The organism is Halobacteriovorax sp. GFR8 (genome assembly GCF_050955245.1).
Lineage (GTDB): Bacteria > Bdellovibrionota > Bacteriovoracia > Bacteriovoracales > Bacteriovoracaceae > Halobacteriovorax_A.
On the sequence record NZ_JBPBLR010000002.1, the window covers coordinates 2777406 to 2795605 of the forward strand.

18 protein-coding genes are annotated in these 18200 nt (G+C 36.4%); 8 read left to right on the plus strand and 10 right to left on the minus strand.

The genetic code is table 11. The features are described from left to right. Positions 1 to 106: 106 nt before the first annotated feature. Positions 107 to 1546 (plus strand): hypothetical protein, encoded by a 1440-nt coding sequence (locus ACRXC1_RS13920; protein ID WP_433659656.1) that lies wholly within the window; start codon positions 107 to 109, stop codon positions 1544 to 1546. 11 nt (positions 1547 to 1557) lie between these two features. On the opposite strand, the gene ACRXC1_RS13925 is transcribed toward ACRXC1_RS13920, so the two are convergent. After that, positions 1558 to 2379 carry an SDR family NAD(P)-dependent oxidoreductase gene (locus ACRXC1_RS13925; RefSeq protein ID WP_433659658.1) on the minus strand — a complete coding sequence of 274 codons (822 nt, stop codon included), beginning with the start codon at positions 2377 to 2379 and terminating at the stop codon, positions 1558 to 1560. Between the two features lie 172 nt (positions 2380 to 2551). Here ACRXC1_RS13925 and ACRXC1_RS13930 point away from each other — a divergent pair, with 172 nt between their 5' ends. Next, on the plus strand, positions 2552 to 3391 hold the full coding sequence (locus ACRXC1_RS13930) for a lipid A-modifier LpxR family protein (protein ID WP_433659660.1): 840 nt from the start codon (positions 2552 to 2554) through the stop codon (positions 3389 to 3391). Here the strand turns inward: ACRXC1_RS13930 and ACRXC1_RS13935 are convergent. After that, on the minus strand, positions 3377 to 3922 hold the full coding sequence (locus tag ACRXC1_RS13935; protein ID WP_433659662.1) for a GNAT family N-acetyltransferase: 546 nt from the start codon (positions 3920 to 3922) through the stop codon (positions 3377 to 3379). The genes ACRXC1_RS13930 and ACRXC1_RS13935 overlap by 15 nt on opposite strands. A 179-nt stretch (positions 3923 to 4101) precedes the next feature. Here ACRXC1_RS13935 and ACRXC1_RS13940 point away from each other — a divergent pair, with 179 nt between their 5' ends. Together ACRXC1_RS13940 and ACRXC1_RS13945 are read left to right on the plus strand one after the other, a co-directional pair. Beyond that, the gene (locus ACRXC1_RS13940) at positions 4102 to 4326 is read left to right on the plus strand and encodes a hypothetical protein (RefSeq protein ID WP_392858327.1); all 225 of its coding nucleotides are present in this window, start codon (positions 4102 to 4104) and stop codon (positions 4324 to 4326) included. Between the two features lie 77 nt (positions 4327 to 4403). Next, on the plus strand, positions 4404 to 4826 hold the full coding sequence (locus ACRXC1_RS13945) for a MarR family winged helix-turn-helix transcriptional regulator (protein WP_433659664.1): 423 nt from the start codon (positions 4404 to 4406) through the stop codon (positions 4824 to 4826). On the opposite strand, the gene ACRXC1_RS13950 is transcribed toward ACRXC1_RS13945, so the two are convergent. Then, complete coding sequence (locus ACRXC1_RS13950; protein WP_433659666.1) at positions 4823 to 5692, minus strand: radical SAM/SPASM domain-containing protein; 870 nt, start codon at positions 5690 to 5692, stop codon at positions 4823 to 4825. The genes ACRXC1_RS13945 and ACRXC1_RS13950 overlap by 4 nt on opposite strands. A gap of 101 nt (positions 5693 to 5793) precedes the next feature. Here ACRXC1_RS13950 and ACRXC1_RS13955 point away from each other — a divergent pair, with 101 nt between their 5' ends. Next, positions 5794 to 6672, plus strand: a complete 879-nt coding sequence (locus tag ACRXC1_RS13955; RefSeq protein WP_433659668.1) for a hypothetical protein — start codon at positions 5794 to 5796, stop codon at positions 6670 to 6672. 29 nt (positions 6673 to 6701) lie between these two features. Here the strand turns inward: ACRXC1_RS13955 and ACRXC1_RS13960 are convergent, their stop codons facing one another. The 5 genes from ACRXC1_RS13960 to ACRXC1_RS13980 form a co-directional block, all read right to left on the minus strand. Then, positions 6702 to 7814 (minus strand): hypothetical protein, encoded by a 1113-nt coding sequence (locus ACRXC1_RS13960; RefSeq protein WP_433659670.1) that lies wholly within the window; start codon positions 7812 to 7814, stop codon positions 6702 to 6704. A 23-nt stretch (positions 7815 to 7837) separates the two neighbouring features. Further along, positions 7838 to 8791 (minus strand): hypothetical protein, encoded by a 954-nt coding sequence (locus ACRXC1_RS13965; RefSeq protein WP_433659672.1) that lies wholly within the window; start codon positions 8789 to 8791, stop codon positions 7838 to 7840. A 46-nt stretch (positions 8792 to 8837) separates the two neighbouring features. After that, entirely contained in the window at positions 8838 to 10889 is a 2052-nt protein-coding gene (locus tag ACRXC1_RS13970; RefSeq protein WP_433659674.1) for a DUF4105 domain-containing protein, read from the minus strand. Between the two features lie 133 nt (positions 10890 to 11022). After that, entirely contained in the window at positions 11023 to 11307 is a 285-nt protein-coding gene (locus ACRXC1_RS13975) for a hypothetical protein (RefSeq protein WP_433659676.1), read from the minus strand. A gap of 74 nt (positions 11308 to 11381) precedes the next feature. Further along, entirely contained in the window at positions 11382 to 11990 is a 609-nt protein-coding gene (locus ACRXC1_RS13980) for a TetR/AcrR family transcriptional regulator (RefSeq protein WP_392910481.1), read from the minus strand. A 267-nt stretch (positions 11991 to 12257) separates the two neighbouring features. Here ACRXC1_RS13980 and ACRXC1_RS13985 point away from each other — a divergent pair, with 267 nt between their 5' ends. The 3 genes from ACRXC1_RS13985 (at position 12258) to ACRXC1_RS13995 (ending at position 15855) form a co-directional block, all read left to right on the plus strand. Beyond that, on the plus strand, positions 12258 to 12911 hold the full coding sequence (locus ACRXC1_RS13985) for a lysophospholipid acyltransferase family protein (RefSeq protein ID WP_433659679.1): 654 nt from the start codon (positions 12258 to 12260) through the stop codon (positions 12909 to 12911). Positions 12912 to 13066: 155 nt separating this feature from the next. Continuing rightward, positions 13067 to 14773, plus strand: a complete 1707-nt coding sequence (locus ACRXC1_RS13990) for an ABC transporter ATP-binding protein (RefSeq protein ID WP_433659681.1) — start codon at positions 13067 to 13069, stop codon at positions 14771 to 14773. 107 nt (positions 14774 to 14880) lie between these two features. Then, the gene (locus tag ACRXC1_RS13995) at positions 14881 to 15855 is read left to right on the plus strand and encodes a YheT family hydrolase (RefSeq protein WP_433659683.1); all 975 of its coding nucleotides are present in this window, start codon (positions 14881 to 14883) and stop codon (positions 15853 to 15855) included. A 27-nt stretch (positions 15856 to 15882) separates the two neighbouring features. Here the strand turns inward: ACRXC1_RS13995 and ACRXC1_RS14000 are convergent, their stop codons facing one another. Together ACRXC1_RS14000 and ACRXC1_RS14005 are read right to left on the minus strand one after the other, a co-directional pair. Beyond that, positions 15883 to 17028 carry a trypsin-like serine peptidase gene (locus tag ACRXC1_RS14000; RefSeq protein ID WP_433659685.1) on the minus strand — a complete coding sequence of 382 codons (1146 nt, stop codon included), beginning with the start codon at positions 17026 to 17028 and terminating at the stop codon, positions 15883 to 15885. Positions 17029 to 17219: 191 nt separating this feature from the next. Continuing rightward, complete coding sequence (locus tag ACRXC1_RS14005) at positions 17220 to 18149, minus strand: hydrogen peroxide-inducible genes activator (protein ID WP_433659687.1); 930 nt, start codon at positions 18147 to 18149, stop codon at positions 17220 to 17222. Positions 18150 to 18200: the final 51 nt, after the last annotated feature.

The window sequence follows — 18200 nt, forward strand, 5'->3', positions numbered from 1 at the left end:
TGGACTAAATATGTACTTTTTTCAAATATAATGTATTGTATAATGATTATACTTTTAAAAGGTTATAACTACTAGTCAGTTATTTATGCTTGGACAGGATAAGATTTTGGTTAATGATTATTACCATTTAGATCAGAAATATCGAGAATTCTTCGAGATGCACTTTCTCGCAGTTCTCTTAATGTCTGTACTGTATGTCGTGTTCTATTTTTACAATATTGAACCACACCTATTAACGACATTCAATTATATGATCACTTTCGACTCCATTATGGCAGTCGTCTTTTATAAGAAGCTATTTAAAAAGAATATTTCTTTCGTGATATTTTTTTCGGTTGTAATAGAGAGTCTCATTTGGTCAATCTACCCTCGCCTGGCTGATTATTCTGCAACGAGCTCCCTATGCTATATTGGTGGGATCATAGTGTTGGCCTTCCATCTTCAGCATACTAATATTAAGTACTGTCTTTTACACTTTATCATAATAGCGACTAATAACTATTTTCTTGCCGATCAAAGTCTCGTTCTCGTAACTTTTCTTCATATTTTTATAACGACAGTTAGTTCCATTCAGTCCATCACCTTCAAGAAGAATGCTAATCAGATTTGGCACAAAAAAGAACTTCATAAAAATATTTTAAACTTAAAGAGTTACTTTACTCACAATTTATTAAATCCTATCAACAATATGCTTGCGATGATTTCTTCCGGACTAGACGATAGGGATAAGATCAAAAATAGCTTAAGGGCCAACAGTAGTCGTATTGAAGACTTCTTAAAGAAAGAATTTGATGATGTTGATCACTTACTTGATCACCAAGTTGATATCTTTAATGTACCAATTTTTAATAATTTCAAAAAGTCTTCAATTATCGTCATTCTGTCGATGAGCCTCTTCTATACTTTCTTTACAGTAGAAATATTCAATCCTATTTCAAATATTTCTTATACTGGCCTTGCAATAGTTTTAAACTTTCTACTCTTTGCATTTCATCTTTACAGAACGACGAATCACTTCTCGATTCAAAAGATCAGTTATATTTACCTCTTCAATGCGCAACTTTTATTTACCGTTAAGTACTATCTAAGCTCAAGCTCCCCGATTGCGCTTCCACTACTTTTAAGTAGTTACTTGTTTACGATTGTCTTGGCCGCCAACACTAGAGTTAAATATATCTACAGTCTCACACTAACAGCTTGCCTACTGTCACTTGTCGTTAATGATATTATCGACTGTATTTTATTTATATCTTTTATTGTTTATTTTTCAAAAGTTGTACTTGGTTTCTTTCATAAACAAGAATCTATTTATAAAAGTATTAAGAAACTTGTTAAGCAAGAAACTTCAATGATGTTCTCTCAAGAAATTGAAGCCAGACTTCTTCCTCTATTTCAAAAGCTTCAAGATAGTATCGACCACTATTTGTATAATGAAGAGCTTGAAAGCGATACTGAAGAAGTCATAGAAAGTGCCCATAACTTAACAGAAGTTGTCCACTTATTAAATAATGATGACCATCTCAAAAGGACACAGGAAGTTCTATAATCAAATTAGAATTAGTTTCTTTGCGAAAGAGAGATTGCTTCTTGTATTTCGTTGCCTTTAAAACCGCGACGTTCAATATAGCGCCTAAAGAAGCCACTGGCCTTAGCGATAAGAGTCTTGCGCTTTGGAATAACGACAAGTTCCGCTCTCTCTTCTATACCACTAATAATATCAGAGACAACCTCTTCAATAGTAATCATCTTCCAAGGACCTTCTTTATTACCGCCCCATAATTTGTTTCCAACTGGATCGCTTGTAACTCCATCCATTAATGGCGATGGAAAGAAAGTTGGATGATAACTTCCAACGTCAACTCCTAGATGCTTCACTTCCATTCGAACACTGTTACAAACGGCATGAAGCCCTGCTTTACTAGCAGCGTATGAAGCCTGAAGTGGACAATGAACAAATGAGGCCATCGAACATATTGCGGCCATATAGCCAGAGCTTTTAGAAATATAAGGAAGAGCAGCTTTAAAAGTTCTCCAAGGTCCATTGAGGTTAATATCAATAACCTGAGAAAAGTCCTCTTCACTAGAAGAGATCATTGGGGCCATTTTTGTAATACCAGCATTTGCAATAATGATATCGATTTTCCCAAAGTGGTCATTGGCCTTCGCCATAGCGACCTCAATTGAATCAAGGCTTGTCACGTCAACTTCAAGAGCTAGGCCACTCAGCTCACTTGCCTGTAGCTTTAGCTTTTCAGAATTAATATCCATTAGGGCCAACAAAGCACCCCTCTTCGCTAACTCTAAACTTAGAGCTTGGCCAAGGCCTCCAGTGGAGCCCGTAATGGCAATAACTTTATTCTTTAGGCTAATTCTATTCATCGTGAAGTGCTTATAACACCGAAGTGATCAGCAATGAGATTTATTGTAAACAATACAAGATATTCTTAACTTAGCCCCTGTATCATATTAAAATTACAGAGATTCATTCTTCTAAACAAGCAAAGTTGGCCATCTCTAAGTACTCGGATATTGAAAATGGTACAATTATTTGATGAAGTTGTTCTTCATATTAACCCTATTCACCTTGGCCATCTCTACTTTCGCGCAAAGTAAGCCCAATAATGAGTTTTCAATCAAGATTGATAACGATGCTGCTTTTGAGACAGATAAGTACTACTCTAATGGCCTTGAACTCATGTATCAAAGGAGACTTTACTCCCAGGGCTCCCTAACGAAGTTTCGCTTCGGTGTTTCTCACAAGATTTACACCCCTGAAGCAACTTTAAGTACAACGGTTGTTGAAGGCGATCATCCTTATACAGGTCTACTCTATGGAATACTAGGGTTCTCCCATGTTAACAGTAATTACTACTTCCGCGCTGATCTTTGGACAGGACAACAAGGCCCAAATGCTAAGGCAGGAATCTTACAAAATCTCTTTCATAAAATGACACCCTCTTCACAAGTGAATGGTTGGCAAAACCAAATTAGTAATCAATTTTTCTTCAATGGTGAGTTCAAGATTATAAAAATAAATCGCGGCCCTATTTTTGAAATGTCTCCATGGCTACAAGGACATTACGGAGGTATCAAACGTGATGTAGAAATTGGCCTAAAACTTGGAATGAGACTTGGCTTCTTGGAAATCTTTGCAAATGGCTCAGCAGTTGCGAACTACTTTGATGCTGTTCTTCAGGGCTCTAAAAAGGTCGACTCAGTCTACGTCATTGCTGATGAAGACCTGGAAGATATTTACTACAAAGCTGATGCAGGATTCAACTTATTCTTTAGCAGCATGCGAATAACTTTAAAAGCCAACTGGCATGGACCTCAGTTCAAAGGGGCCTCTGACCACACATATGCCACCCTCGAAACATCATTCTACTTCTGATCTTAAGATTGAATAGTACTTCATATCCCAGTGCTTTCCACGATGATAGATTTCACTTCGAAGAAGTCCCTCATACTTAAAACCTAGCTTTTGCATGACCCTTTCACTTTGTATATTCTCGGCTTTACAACGACACTGAATGCGTTCAATTTCAAAGTTTTCAAAACAATACTTAATAACTTCCTGTGCCGCCTCTACGACAACCCCTTTACCCCAAAAATCGTCATTTAGAACATAGGCAAGCTCCATACACTTGTTCTTTGTTGAAACCCAAAAGCAACCGACACAACCAATTAGCTTGTCATCACCTTTAAGAGTAATTGCAAATGGCTCAGGAATATGTTGTTCGTAGTTTGAAAAAGCATACTTCTCAATAAAGTCGACACTATCTTCAACTGACTCATGAGGCTCCCAAAGGGTATACTTCGAGATATGTGCTTTCTTTCCATATTCAAAAATTGCTTCCTTGTCACTCAGCCTTACCTCTCTTAGAACAAGTCTTTTTGTTTCAATTTTTGGTGGTTGCCACATAATTTTTCCTTCTTTATCCGAGCTTAAATGCCAGATTTTATTATAACGACAAAAGTTTTACACAAAAAGTGTATTTTTTTATTGTACGGAATTTTGGAAAGGAATAATATATAACCAAGTTATATAACTAGGATATATAATTACATTATATATTTAACATAAACCAATGAGGATTAATTATGAAAAAGTTATTACTTCTAGTACTACTATCATCAGCTTTCGTTTCTTATGCTAACGAAGACTGGTCGGATTCAGTTGCTACAGATGAATCAGCAGTAGTTGAAGAGTCTGCTCCAGCAGCGGATTGTACAGTAACTGGTGATTGTGTTGAAACAACAGAAGCTTCAGATACATCTCTAGATGCTGAACTTTCAGACGATTCTGATCTTGAAGTTGAGCAATAATTAAAAACCCTTCCGCAGCAGCTCTCCAGCTGCTGCATTAATTTACGATCGGTGTCTCCTTGGTTTATACTAAAGACGTGAAAGACCTAGAATTCTCAAGAATACTTTTAGATGTAATGCCAATCATTATTCGCTCAATTCGTAGTGAGCTCAGACAAGCGGCATCCCCTCATATCTCCTATCCTCAATTTAGGGCCCTCTCTAATATTGGAAGAGGACTAAATACTGTTGGGGAATTGGCCGATCACCATGGAATTAGCCAGCCGGCAATGACTAAAACAATAAATATTTTGGTTGATGAAGACCTTGTGACTAAGAATAAATCAAGTGAAGATGCTAGATTGACGATCTTAGCTCTAAGTACAAAAGGTCAGAAGCTATACAATGATGTGTGGAGTGAAGTGCAAGAAAAGATTTCACTTAAGTTAAAAGACTTTCCAATTAAAAATCGAAAGATGATGGTTGCAAATCTTCAAAAGCTAAAGAGCATTATTGATTAATTTTTTTGAAAACGATTGATATACGTACAGTGCTGACAAAATTTTTCTACACGAATATTATTATCGAAGCCCTGTCTCATTGCGACCGCTCGAGGCGAGCTTAGAATACTTTTTAAACTCTCATCTAAAACATTACCAAGTGGTATCTGGCTCTCTTTATCAAGGCAGCAAGGAACAACTGTTCCATCTGCATGAATTCCAATATGAGTCTTTAAAGCGTGACACTTCCCTACTTCCCCTTGGTTAGGAAGGTCCCAAGATGGCCAATCAAAATGAGAGTCAAAGTGAAGATATACCTTATTCCAGATCCTCTTACTCTTTATCGATTCAACCTGCGTTCGACGATTTATTTCAATATCATAGAAACGCTCGAGAGTTTGAAAGACCTCTTCATTTTCTTTCATGATTTGTTCACTTCGCCCAAGGTTCCATAAACGATAATTTACATAAGTTTCAGGAGAGACTTCATGAAGTTCTCTAGAGAAGTCTAAAATTGGCCTTAGGTAAGTATTGAAATCTCGGTTAGGAAAGTTATCTTTATAACTTTGGATAGAAAAGTTGATCTGTCTTAAGACTTTGCTCTTTAATAGAACATCCTTACGTCCCGCAATGACAACTCCATTGGTAGTAATCTGGACAGGAACACCATTGTCTTCACAGATGGCCATTATCTTTGAAAAATTAGGATGGGCCAATGGCTCCCCCATCAAGTGAAGACATACTTGCTTTGCTAGAGGCTTGGCCTGAACGAGAATTTTTTCAAAATCCTCTGGCCCCATAACTTTCTTATCGCGCTCAACAACAGGACAAAACGTACACTGTAAGTTGCAAATATTTGAAATTTCGATAAAGATTCTATCTAGCATGGGACTTTCTAACACGCTTCATCAAGATTTGTCAGGTTTTTTTGACGAAGAAGAATTACGACTCGATAATATTTATATTAAATAAATTTAGGGGGAAAGAGGTGAAACAAATTCTATTAGTCGTGATTATATCTTTAATCGCATTTGCATCGGAGGCCAATCTTGATTCATTCTGTGCCTCTAAAAAAGGCGACACTGGCCATTACAAGTCAGGAGATAATTACTATATTTTCAAAGGCCCATTTCTTTATAAATTCGAACAAGAACAAATTAGGTTAATCTTTTCAAAGTACGAGATTCGTTCTGTTAAAGAATATAATGGAAAGCTCTACATTCTCACTCCTGATTATATCTTTGTCCATAGTCTTAATGATTACGAGTTCATCACAAGTTTCCCATCGACAAATCAGAAAATAGTAAAGAAACATCAAACAGCTCAAGATATGACTATTATGAATGATAAACTCTTTATCGCTCATGGCTCACTTGGACTAATTAAGATTGATCTTACTGCTTATAGTATTGAATCAATTCACAATTTTGATCTTCCGCATGATCCAAGCCAAGTATCGACTGCAACAGGTATCGACAATGATGGAGAAAAGATCTTTGTTATGCTCGATAATGTCACTTATAATTTTTCAACTAAGAAGAGGGCCTTTGAGGGGCTTGTCGTGTTAGATAATAATATGAATCAGGATAAAGTAATATCGATTCGTCAAAATAGAGAAGCTCTACATATGCCTAAGGCGATCATTCATGACGGATACTTAGTTTCAAAAAATATTCAAAACCTTTATTTTTATAAGATCAGTGACTTTGCAAAGGCCAAGACTCTTTGGCCTAAAAGAAGACTCTATGATTTTGCAGGTGATGACCTAGCATCAACTCCTGCAATTATCGATGGGAAAGTTATTGGTTGCTTCAATCAATATGATGGAATAAGTTTTAAATACTTTCACAGAGAATTTAAATTATAAAAAAAGCCTAGGATCACCTAGGCTTTTTTTTATTGCAGTCCGTATAATGATTCTAATTTTTGATCAAGCTCTGGCACAGTCAATTTCATCTTAATATAAGTATCTATTAAGTTGTCATTAAGAAGTAGATTTAGGTCTTCACCATTTTCAAGTTGTTCATTGATATTGTGGCGAATCAGGTCACGTAATCCCTCAATCCCTTCAATATCACCTCTTTCAATCATGGCCTCAACTTGTGCTCTTTCTTTTCTATTGAAATCAAAAAGATGTGAGATCCCAGATGTTGCCTGAGAAACAAGATAAAAAGCAGCTCCAACACCTTCGGATGTTAAAGTGATCCCTTTACCAGTGTACTCAGTACCCTTCTCAAGATTATCAGCACCAATTAAAAGCTCAGTTAGCTTTGACGATTCAACACTTGCATTCTCAATTAATTCCAATATCTCTTCAAGAGTCATTCCAGTGATATCAATTGGCTTCTCAAGAACCCTTGATAGAAATTCATTAAGGTCAGTTAGTAGCTCACTCCCTTTAGTTGTTCCATCCAATGCTAACTCAATTAATTTTTCAATATGAGTCATTCGTGTCGCTTTTGAAAGAAGATCAGCGATCTCTTCAGTGGCCATTGTTGAAATATCAAGAGGCTTTTCAAGAACTCGAGATAAGAATTCATTGATATCTGTCAAAAGATCCGATGCTTCAGATGTTCCCTCGAATGCGAGATCAATAATCTTAGTTAAGAACTCTTCTGTCTTATCTGAACTAGGCTCTAAATAAACATAGATCTTTCTTGAAACCTCAAGAGAAGACTTCGTCGCCTTACCTGAGACTTCAAAAACCATAGCAATTCCGTCTGCAGTTAAACGGAATGCCGGCTTTGAGAACTCTGAGAGATTAACAATTTCTTTAGCAACTTTTTCCGAAGCACGATACGAAGATTGAAGTCCTTTAGAGATAAGGGCCTCTAATTTTTCACGAGAAAAGTCTGCAACTTTAATCGTTTGTCTCGTTGTACTCTTACCTGCATCATAGATAGCTTCTGAAACTTTTGAAGAAGCATCAAATGCAGCGTCTCTTATATCAGCTCCTACTGCATGAAGAGATAAAAGAGTAAATAGAATAGTCGAAGTTGTTTTTTTCATTATTAATCCCTTTATAGTTTAAATTATTTTACAATTTGGTTACCGTAGATTTCTTCTAACTTAAGATCTAGATTAGGAACTGATAGTCTAAGCTTGATATAAGTATCAATAGCATTGTCATCTAGAAGTCTATTTAGATCTTCTCCATTTACAATTTCTTCGTTGATATTGTGTCTAATTAGATCACGTAGACCTGCAAGACCGTCTACATCTCCTCTTTCAACCATTTGCTCAATTTGCTCTCTTTCTTTTCTGTTGAAATCAAATAATTGAGAAATACCTGTTGTGGCTTGAGATACAAGGTAGAATGCAGCTCCAATACCATTTGAAGTTAGAGAGATTCCTTTTCCTGAGTACTCAATACCCTTTTCAAAATTCTCTGCACCAAGAAGAAATTCTGAAGCTTCAGAAGATTTCTCGCTTGCTTTTCCAATTAACTCAAATATCTCTTCAAGAGTCATTTTTGTTACATCAATTGGCTTCTCTAGTACTCTTGAAAGAAATTCATTGATATCAGTAAGAAGCTCAGAAGCTTCTGATGTCCCTTGGAATGCAAGTTCTAGAAGCTCAGTTAAAAATTCACCTGTTGCTTCAAGTGTTGGCTCAAGGAAGATATAGATTTTTCTAGATACTTTTAAAGTTTGTTTTGTTCCCTTTCCAGAGATTTCAAATACCATAGCAAGGCCATCAGCAGTAAAACGGAAAGCTGGCTTAGAAACTTCAGATAGTTTAACGATTTCTTTTGCTAGTTTTTCAGATGCCTTATAAGATGACTGTAAGTTCTTTGAGATAAATGCTTTTAGGTGCTCACCTGTGAAGTCAGCAACTTCAACAGTTTTATCAGTTGCACTCTTACCTGCATCATAGATTGCTTCAGATACTTTTGAAGAAGCTCCTAGAGTTGCGTCTCTTACTTCAATAGCGTTTGCTTGAAGTGCAATTAGTGTCATAAGTGTAGCTGTAGTAAGTCTTTTCATAATTTTTCTCCTCTTTGTTTTTTGTTCTTTATTTTTAAATAAATTGTTACTTGTTATATGCTTTCATTGAAATAATTCTTGCTTGATCACGAATATTTCTAATTAAATCGAGTAGTCTTGCTAGGTCCTGAACCTCTTTTTCATAATTACTTTTTACGTCTTCTAGTAGTTGATTTTCGATCTTTTCTAGTTCTGCACTCTTTACATTATGTCTATCAAAGTCAGAGTCTCTTAAAACTAATGGAATTCCATAGCTTGAATCATTGGCCCTTACGCGACTCGACTTTCTCATTTCATTCCATTCTTGGATTCTCTTACCAAGTGGAGTTTCTTCTTCCATATTCTTGTCTAAAAAGTTCCCAACCTCTTCATCAATTGAAGACTGTTTAATTTTAAAGATTGCGCCTGTTAGAATTGAAAGATCGTTTAGCTTTCCTTCAACATCAACAGTTTCACTTAAAGCATTTAATTCTTCGAATTTTTCAAATAAACGATCGACATCAAATTCTTCTAAGATATCTTTAATAAATTTTTCTCTTTTTACTGTTTTATACTTATGATCACGCCCTGGAATACGACGTCTTTTAATGTTGTAGTCTGACGCCTCAGTACCAAACAAAGACTTCTTCACTTCTTTAAGAAGCTCGATATCACTTGGAAAGAACATTCCTTTCTTTTGTGCCTTCTCAAGGTTTTCTAGATCATCTTCATTTGAGAATTCACTTTCAGTGAACTTATCGAGAAGTGAATAAGGTAGAATAACTCTTTCATAAGCAAATTCATTATTTGGTAGAGCTGATTGAAATAGCTCATTTGATTCTGATGCACAGTTATTAGTGATAAATTTATAATCACCTTCGTACTCCCAATAAATCTCTAAAACTTTATTGATGAAGTCCTTCTTTTGTTCCTCTGATAAATAGATTGGCTGACTAATAAGATCTCTTAACTCTCCACCGTTATATTCATTAATAACCTCAGGGAAAGAGAGCATGAATAAAACTGAGTCATATCCACCAAGAACACCTTTTAACATGTCACTTTTAATATCTGTTACGTTGGCACGGTAAGAAAGAACGACATGATAGAGCTTATCTTTTAAACATTTCTCGTCTACCTTCTTTCTAAAAGGAGCACAAAGAACTATTCTAAACATTGAGTGACCAAACCCAGAGATCATTGAGTCACCTTTTGAAGCCAGTAGGTAATCAATTCGATATACACGACTTGGATCGATATCTCTCGTCACCTTTAGGTCATCCAGAATGATCTCAGAAAAAATCTTACAGTCGTAATTAGGAAATGGAACATGATTAAGTAGTTCACTATAGAACTTGTAGTAAGAAGGCCTTCTACACTTATACTCTTTATCCATTAAGAAGAACTCAAAGTTAACAGCATTATGCTCTTTTAAGTTTTCAAACTCATATGCATCCACAGATCTCTTCGACGAAAGATTCTTTGTCTTCTTAGAAAAGAAGCCTTTCTTCCAGTTTGCAAGTTTGTAGAATGAAAACAATCCACTAATCGAGTTTCGATTCGTATCTTGGGAAAGAACTGCTCGACACTCATCACTTAAATGATTGCGCTCCTCTTTTTCGTTACGACAAACTCTTGCTTTTTGCTTATGCTCTTTTGTTCTAACCTTTTTTAGATCATAGAGGTGTGCTAGCTCGTGTAAAATCGTTGCCTGTGCTTTTCTTACATAATTCTTATGGCCACAGTTAAACTGTTCAATACTTTCATCACCATTGATAATTTCTTTGATAAACAGAGACGTAATCTTGATCTCATCGCGATTAAAATAGCTCACACTTCCGTACTTAATAGGTACAGATTCGTTACAACGATCTTTTGGAAAATTTCTAATATTTTTATTTTCTTTAAAATCAGAGAAAGTTACTTCAACTTTTTCACCAATAGCATCTCTTACTGAAGCAGGAATTTTTTCATCAACCTGAGTGATAAATACTTCAAGAGTTTTCACAAATTCTTTTGGAACGCTATCTTTATTAAGCTTAAGAACTTGCCCACTATAAGCAAATGTCGCCCCCGTTAATAAAGTAGTCAGTAAACTCTTGAAAATTAGGTTTCGCATAATATTCCTTAAACAGTTGTACAAAGTTTGTTCAGCAATTAAGTCGATAGAAGGCTGTAACTTCGTTCAATTTCTTTTATTTGGAATATTATGTTGCAATAGGGATGCCAATTTAGAATAGGTTCATTGCTAGTCAGTAAAGACGAATTCGATCACTCTTCAAAGAACTTAGCTCTTCACCGCAAATATTGATTGGTGCTTGTCCTTGTGGCCCGAGAGGAACTGTTTCCAAAAGGGTTCCCTCTATATCTCTCTCATCAACATGCCCTCGGCATTCGATTGCACTAGATGTATATGAAATAACTTTATACTGGTAAATGCTAGCAGGAGCTCTTAGGGGGGAATCCACTCCCTCATTAAAACATGATAATAAGAGAATGATGAAGAATACGATTGAGAATATTTTCTTGAGTGACATAATCTCTATTTCGGACAACTTGCGATATGAGCAGACTTAATTAAAGTAAAAAGGGAGCCATAGCTCCCTTATTATTAATTCGAATTAAGTCCACCTAGTAAGTGGCGCGAAGTGAAGCGTATATAATCAATACTCTCCTCTGCTCCAAAGGAAGAAGTGTAAGCATGAAAGCTTGATAAGAAGTGATGCCAAAGCATTCTTCTAAAACCTTCTTCCTCTTCAGTGCGAATAATAATTCCAGCACTTCTAAACAGTGGTTGCACCCACCCCCAATAAAGATCAACGATCTGTGGAGTCAACCTCGCTGCAACAGAGTCACTATCGGCCATATTCTTAGTATTGTACGCAAGAGATAAAAATTCATCAGCGATATTCTTATGAATCATTAATTCTTGAAAAATCGCTTTGTAATTATTTGCAAGATTATCTGCGTTTGTTTCATTTTCTTCAACGCGGAAAGGCTTGTTCGTAATTGCAGAATTTAAATTTTCTCTAAATAGACTGAAAATGACATCCTCTTTCGACTTAAAGTAATTATAGTAAGTTCCAATCCCCAATCCACACACCTGGGCCAATTCTCGCATTCCTACTTCATCAACCCCTTTTTGAGTAAATAATTCCATTGAGTTCTTTAGAATCATTTCTCTCGTTCTCTGTTTCTTGATTTCTCGTAAACCTGCCATAACACCTCCTTCATGGTCAGCGTAGAACAAGTAGCTCCCGAGCTAATTGGTCGAGAACTCTTTCTATTTTGATCATAGTCGATTCATGGATGACGCTCATCTTAATTAAGTTAAAAGATGGTAATTCGTAGGTAAAAATTTAGTCAGCTGATCTTCATCATTGCCTATTATATGGACTTTTTGAGAGATTATTGACTAAGTTATAAACACTGATTTTTTTTAAATTGCTTAATTTACGAAGAATCTTAATTTTGAGATAATGATTAAATGTCTATATTATTAAAGTTAGTTCCTACATTAGTTTCTTGGTACCTAAGATTTGTTAAATTCACGTCAAAAATTATTGTTCTAAACCCGGGAAACCTAGATCTTGCTAAGAAGATGGGAAAGCACGGCAACTACGCTTTAGCTGTATGGCACGAGCACTACCCTACTTCAGTCTTAACAGAGTTAGACTCTGGAATGGTAACAATGGCCTCTCAATCAAAAGATGGAAGCCTTGCCGCAGATACAATTTCCAAACTTGGCTTTACCCCAACTCGCGGAAGCTCTTCACGCGGAGGGGCCAAGGCACTACAGTCCATGATTGAACAAATCAATGAGAAGAGACTCAATTCTGCCATCACTGTCGACGGCCCTCGTGGACCAAGCTATGTTCCCAAAAAAGGAATACTAGTCGTTAGTCACGAATGCGAAGCACCGGTTCTTTGCATCCAGTCAATATCAACTCGTCGTTTTTGTATTAGCAAGAGCTGGGACAAAACGAAGATCCCAAAACCATTTGGTCGCATTTATGTTGCCTATGGCCGTCCATTTCAGGTAGAAAACCTAAACAATGACTATTTAAAAACTTACAGCGAGCAAATTGTCACAACGCAACAAGCTCTTACAGAGCAAATTCGTAAGCATGTAGAATACTAAGTCACTGAAATCATATTAAATTGTCGAGATTTTTTGATGAATTAAGTCGTGAAATAATGTGTCGTTAGTGGTACAAATTTAAGTTACTATTAAGATTTCAAAAAGATTTTATTATAATTAAGAATTGATCAATATTGTTTAAAAAGTGAGATGCTATGGCAGAGAATATGCTGGAAATTAAAAACCTTACAGTTGAATTTCAAACAGAAGATGAAAGAGTTAAGGCCGTAAAAAGCTTAAACCTAAGTATTCCTAAAGGAAAAACTGTTGGGCTTGTTGGTGAATCTGGTTCAGGTAAGTCAGTAACATCTTTAGCAATTATGGGGCTTATTCCTAACCCTCCTGGAAGAATTAGCGAAGGTGAAATTCTATTCAATGGTGAAGACCTAACAAAGGTTTCTAACGAAAGAATGAGAGAACTTCGCGGTAATAAGATTGCAATGATCTTTCAAGAGCCAATGACATCTTTAAACCCAGTTTTTACAACTGGTAATCAAATTGATGAAGTACTTATGCTTCACCAAGGAATGAATAAAGAACAAGCTCGTAAGAGAACAATTGAACTTTATGAAGAAGTCGGTATTCCTTCACCAAAAGAATCAGTTGATAAATATCCTCACCAAATGTCAGGTGGTCAAAAACAACGTGTAATGATCGCAATGGCAATGGCATGTGAGCCAGAACTTCTAATTTGTGACGAGCCGACAACAGCTCTTGACGTTACAATTCAAAAACAAGTTCTTGAGCTAATGTTTGATCTTCAAAGAAGACATAATATGAGTATGCTTTTCATTACTCACGACCTAGCAGTTATTGCTGACATTGCTGATGAAGTTGCGGTTATGTTCAGAGGTGATCTAGTTGAGCAAAATACAACAAAAGCACTTTTTGAAAATCCAAAACACCCTTATACAAAAGGTCTCCTAGCTTGTCGTCCAAGTCTAGATGAGAACCCAGTAAGACTTCTTACTGTTGATGACTTCCTAAATGCAAAAGAAGATATTGATGTTTCATCTCTTGAAATGAAAAAACCAAGAGAAATTAATGAAACTGAAAACCCAGTACTTCTAGAAGTTAAGAACTTCAACAAGCACTTCCCAATTAAAGGTGGAATCTTTGGCCGTACAGTTGATTGGTTTAAGGCCGTTGACGATGTAACTCTTCAGGTAAGAAAAGGTCGTACACTTGGTCTAGTTGGTGAGTCAGGTTGTGGTAAAACAACTCTTGGCCGTACAATCCTTAGACTACTAGAACCAACAGCTGGTGAAGTAATTTACGACGGTATTAACGTAACTAATTTAAATAAAACACAAATGAGAGAGATGCGTGAGAGAATGCAGATCATTTTCCAAGACCCATACTCTTCTCTTAACCCACGTATGACTATTGGTGACATTGTAACTGAGCCAATGGTTATTCACGGTATCGGCGGAACAAAGAAAGATAGATATGCAGTGGCCGCTGACCTTCTAGAAAAAGTAGGTCTTAAAGGTGATCACCTTAACCGCTATCCACATGAGTTCTCTGGTGGTCAACGTCAAAGAATCTGTATCGCTCGTGCTCTTTCTCTTAAGCCAGAATTTATCATCTGTGATGAGTCAGTTTCAGCACTAGATGTATCTGTTCAAGCACAAGTACTTAACCTACTTCAAGATCTTCAAGATGAACTAGGTCTTACTTACATCTTCATTTCACACGACTTATCTGTTGTTAAGTACATCTCGGATGAAATTGGTGTAATGAACAAAGGTAAAATTGTTGAATACGGTCCAGCACACGAGGTTTACCGTAACCCACAAGATGAGTATACGAAGAAGCTTCTAAGCGCTATTCCTAGAGGTGTTCCAAAAGAGCTACTTTAATTAATTTTCTAAACTAAATTTTAGATAAATTTATAAGAAAGGAGGTCAATGACCTCCTTTTTTTATTTTCACTTTTTGCGCTATAATACGGAGATGGAGGAAACGAAATGCCTGTTATCGAATCAAGCTATACTTGTCATCAGTCTCTACAAAATGGTCACCTACAAACGATCATTCCATTCTTTATTAGAAGAACTCCAAAGCATAAATTTGAAAAGAGAACTCTAACGACACCAGATGGTGATTTTCTTCGCTATTATAAATCATCAACTGACTCTCCTCTTGAGAAAAGACACCTTATCATTATCTCTCATGGACTAGAGGGTAACGGCCGCGATCGATACATTGTCGATATGATGAAGAAGTTTAACTCTCAAGGTTATGATGTCATCTCCTGGGATATGCGCTCTTGTGGAGGTACCCTAAACCGCACACAAAAGTTTTATAATGCTCAAGACTATCATGACTTAAAATTTCTCGTTGATAGTGTTTCTGAAGACTACGATCATGTTTCTCTCATGGGTATAAGCCTTGGTGGTGCTATAACAGCAAACTACCTAGGACGACACCCAGAGCTCGTAAATCACAAGATTTACCGTGGCTTTATTCTCTCTTCTCCTATGGATTTAAATGGCTGTTCAGTGAAATTAAAAACTGAAATTTCACGCCATATTTATCGACATGTCTTTGTTTATTCCATGAGAAAAAAGGTTATTGAAAAGGCCAAGCTCATGGAGCTACCAGTAGATCTGAATAAAGTAAAAAATATTAAGCATATTGATGATTTTGATGAGTATGTTACTGCCCCAATTTACGGCTATCGCGATGGTTATCACTATCGTGAAGAGGCTTCACCTATCTCTCACTTGGAAAAGATTCGCGTCCCATTCTACATTCTGAATGCTTACGATGATCCCTTCCTATCGGAAGAAAGTTATCCCTATGAGCTGGCACAAAGGAAAAGTAATTTATTCCTCGAGGTCCCAAGAAATGGTGGTCACGTGGGCTTTATCAAATCTCCTTCAGAGAAATATTATTGGTATGAACAGCGAATATTAGATTTTTTAAAAATGAAGATATAAGAAAGGCCTCCGATTGGAGGCCTTATTTTATTTTTTAAATTGAACTTTATATTTTGCTTTTGCTCCCGCGTAACCATAAACCTTGATATAGTAAGTATTAGAAGAATTCACTCTTAATCTCACGGCCTCATTGTCACTTGACGATTCTTTACGAGAGACAACTTTAAAAGATGATCCCATTTTCTTAAGAACTTCAAAGTCTAGATCACCTTCGCTGTGTGAGAAGAAGATTCTAAAGTCTAAAACTTCACCTGCTTTCATTTCAGCTTTATAGAAATCAACATCTTCTTCACTGTCGATTTCAACATTTTGAGAGAATCCTGAACCTAACTCTGTTGCCGTTTGTGCTGTATCATTATCAGAGCCTGGCTTATCTGTTGAATCGCTATCATCTTGACCTTGCGCTAAAACACTTGGGAAGTTTTCTAGGATAAATGGAACAATTCGACTCATTGATACTGCACCATTATAAACTCCGCGTCCTCCCCATCCGCCGTAACCAGCGTGGTGGATAGCATATACCTTATCAGAGTCTGCATTAAATACTGGTGAACCAGATGAGCCTCCTAAAGTGTCAGCATCGTATAAAACATCTCCTCTAAGTCCTACAACCTTTCCTTCAGATACTTTCTTCGTCCAGTCACAGTTGTAATCAGTATAGTAATCACAGTTTTGGTGGATAACATAAACGCTATCTCCCTCTACTGGTTCAGTTGTATCTAAAACAACCTTACCGTAAGTCTGACCTGGCGTCCCTTCACACTTAACAAGTGCAAAATCTAATTCCTCATCATTACCGATGAACTCATCACATGTGATCTCACCTTGGCCTGACTTTGAAACACCTTTTTCATGTTTCATAAAAACTTTCATTCCCACAACATCTGCTGCACTTGTGATGCAGTGATGATTTGTCATTAGAACGTTATCCGAGATTAAAAAGCCAGTACAACGGCCAGTGTTTGAAAATTGAATATCAGCTACTGCTTTTGAATTTTTTCTAATATCTGAAGAATCATCAAAAGCTATTACTTCTTGCCAGTTAACATCGCCAACAATGATTGAGCCTGTTGCTACATCTGCATCCGCTGAAGCTGGAACACTTTTCCCACATGAAACTGTTAAGAATGTGGAAACAACTACTAATAAAAACATGGAACTTCTTACTGACATTACCCTCTCCTCCAATCTTCCTTATGGAACCTTTCAAGCTCTTTTGTGAACTTGTTGATTGAGTAATTTATAGAAAAATAAACATGATATAAGAACCTGGGTGTCTTTTTTATAGGCCCATAATGCCTAAAGTTAAGCAAATGTAAGAAATTGGCCAAAAATTACAACAAACAGAGGTGTTAAAATGTCACCTAATCAATAGGAATTATTGAAACATCGGCGTTTTTAAAGCTCTTAAGCTCTTTTGGAATAACTTTAAGGATCATTCCTTCCAGTGCATCAATAACCTTCTCTTTGTAGAAGATTCGGCCGTAAACTATTGAAACTTCACGTGTTGGTACCGGAGGCGTAAATGAGCGAATCATTTTCTTTCGAACACCTGTTAAATCAAGCATATCGAGATGAGGAATAATCGTATATCCACTATCCTTGGCCACAAGGTTCTTAATTGTCTCAAGGGATCCACTTTCAAAGTGCTGAAAGCCTTTAACTTTCTGGCAAAGATTTAAAACCTGGCCACGTAGACAATGACCTTCTTGAAGGAGCCAGAGTCCATCTTTATCTAGGTCAGAATATTCTAATTGGCTCTTGTGAAAGAGTTCGTGATCTTTTGCAATAAAGCCATAGAGTGGTTCATAAAACAAAACTCTTTCAACAAGCTGATTATTATGAAGTGGAGTAACAAGAAGTCCCGCATCTAATTCGTCGCGATCAAGTTTTTCAATAATTTCATCAGTCGTTCTCTCTTCAATAATAAGATCAACTTTTGGAAATTCTTTTACGAAGCGACTTAAAAAAAGAGGTACAAGATACGGTGCTAAAGTTGGAATTACACCTAGTTTGAACTCGCCTTCTATACCGACTATTGGATCACTTGCAATATCTTTTAGTTTTTTAAATTCTTTATTAACAACTCTAGCTTGAGCAATAAAAGTTTCACCTTCAATAGTTGGAACGATAGGATTCTTAGAGCGATCAAATATAACAAATCCTAAGCTATCTTCTAGCTTCTGTATTTGCATACTCAATGTTGGTTGAGAAACATGACACTCTTCAGATGCCTTTCTGAAGTGACGGTGTTTATCGACTGCTAATACATATTCCAGTTGAGTTATTGTCATAACAAGAGTTCCTGAAGGTTGATTTATAATTTCTATACTATATCATACTCC

Coding starts and splice junctions, on each gene's coding strand:
- ACRXC1_RS13965 (WP_433659672.1), bottom strand. CDS start 8,791: ATGAAAAGACTTACTACAGCTACACTTATGACACTAATTGCACTTCAA.
- ACRXC1_RS13925 (WP_433659658.1), bottom strand. CDS start 2,379: ATGAATAGAATTAGCCTAAAGAATAAAGTTATTGCCATTACGGGCTCC.
- ACRXC1_RS13960 (WP_433659670.1), bottom strand. CDS start 7,814: ATGAAAAAAACAACTTCGACTATTCTATTTACTCTTTTATCTCTTCAT.
- ACRXC1_RS13980 (WP_392910481.1), bottom strand. CDS start 11,990: ATGGCAGGTTTACGAGAAATCAAGAAACAGAGAACGAGAGAAATGATT.
- ACRXC1_RS13995 (WP_433659683.1), top strand. CDS start 14,881: ATGCCTGTTATCGAATCAAGCTATACTTGTCATCAGTCTCTACAAAAT.
- ACRXC1_RS14005 (WP_433659687.1), bottom strand. CDS start 18,149: ATGACAATAACTCAACTGGAATATGTATTAGCAGTCGATAAACACCGT.
- ACRXC1_RS14000 (WP_433659685.1), bottom strand. CDS start 17,028: ATGTCAGTAAGAAGTTCCATGTTTTTATTAGTAGTTGTTTCCACATTC.
- ACRXC1_RS13985 (WP_433659679.1), top strand. CDS start 12,258: ATGTCTATATTATTAAAGTTAGTTCCTACATTAGTTTCTTGGTACCTA.
- ACRXC1_RS13975 (WP_433659676.1), bottom strand. CDS start 11,307: ATGTCACTCAAGAAAATATTCTCAATCGTATTCTTCATCATTCTCTTA.
- ACRXC1_RS13950 (WP_433659666.1), bottom strand. CDS start 5,692: ATGCTAGATAGAATCTTTATCGAAATTTCAAATATTTGCAACTTACAG.
- ACRXC1_RS13935 (WP_433659662.1), bottom strand. CDS start 3,922: ATGTGGCAACCACCAAAAATTGAAACAAAAAGACTTGTTCTAAGAGAG.
- ACRXC1_RS13940 (WP_392858327.1), top strand. CDS start 4,102: ATGAAAAAGTTATTACTTCTAGTACTACTATCATCAGCTTTCGTTTCT.
- ACRXC1_RS13970 (WP_433659674.1), bottom strand. CDS start 10,889: ATGCGAAACCTAATTTTCAAGAGTTTACTGACTACTTTATTAACGGGG.
- ACRXC1_RS13990 (WP_433659681.1), top strand. CDS start 13,067: ATGGCAGAGAATATGCTGGAAATTAAAAACCTTACAGTTGAATTTCAA.
- ACRXC1_RS13930 (WP_433659660.1), top strand. CDS start 2,552: ATGAAGTTGTTCTTCATATTAACCCTATTCACCTTGGCCATCTCTACT.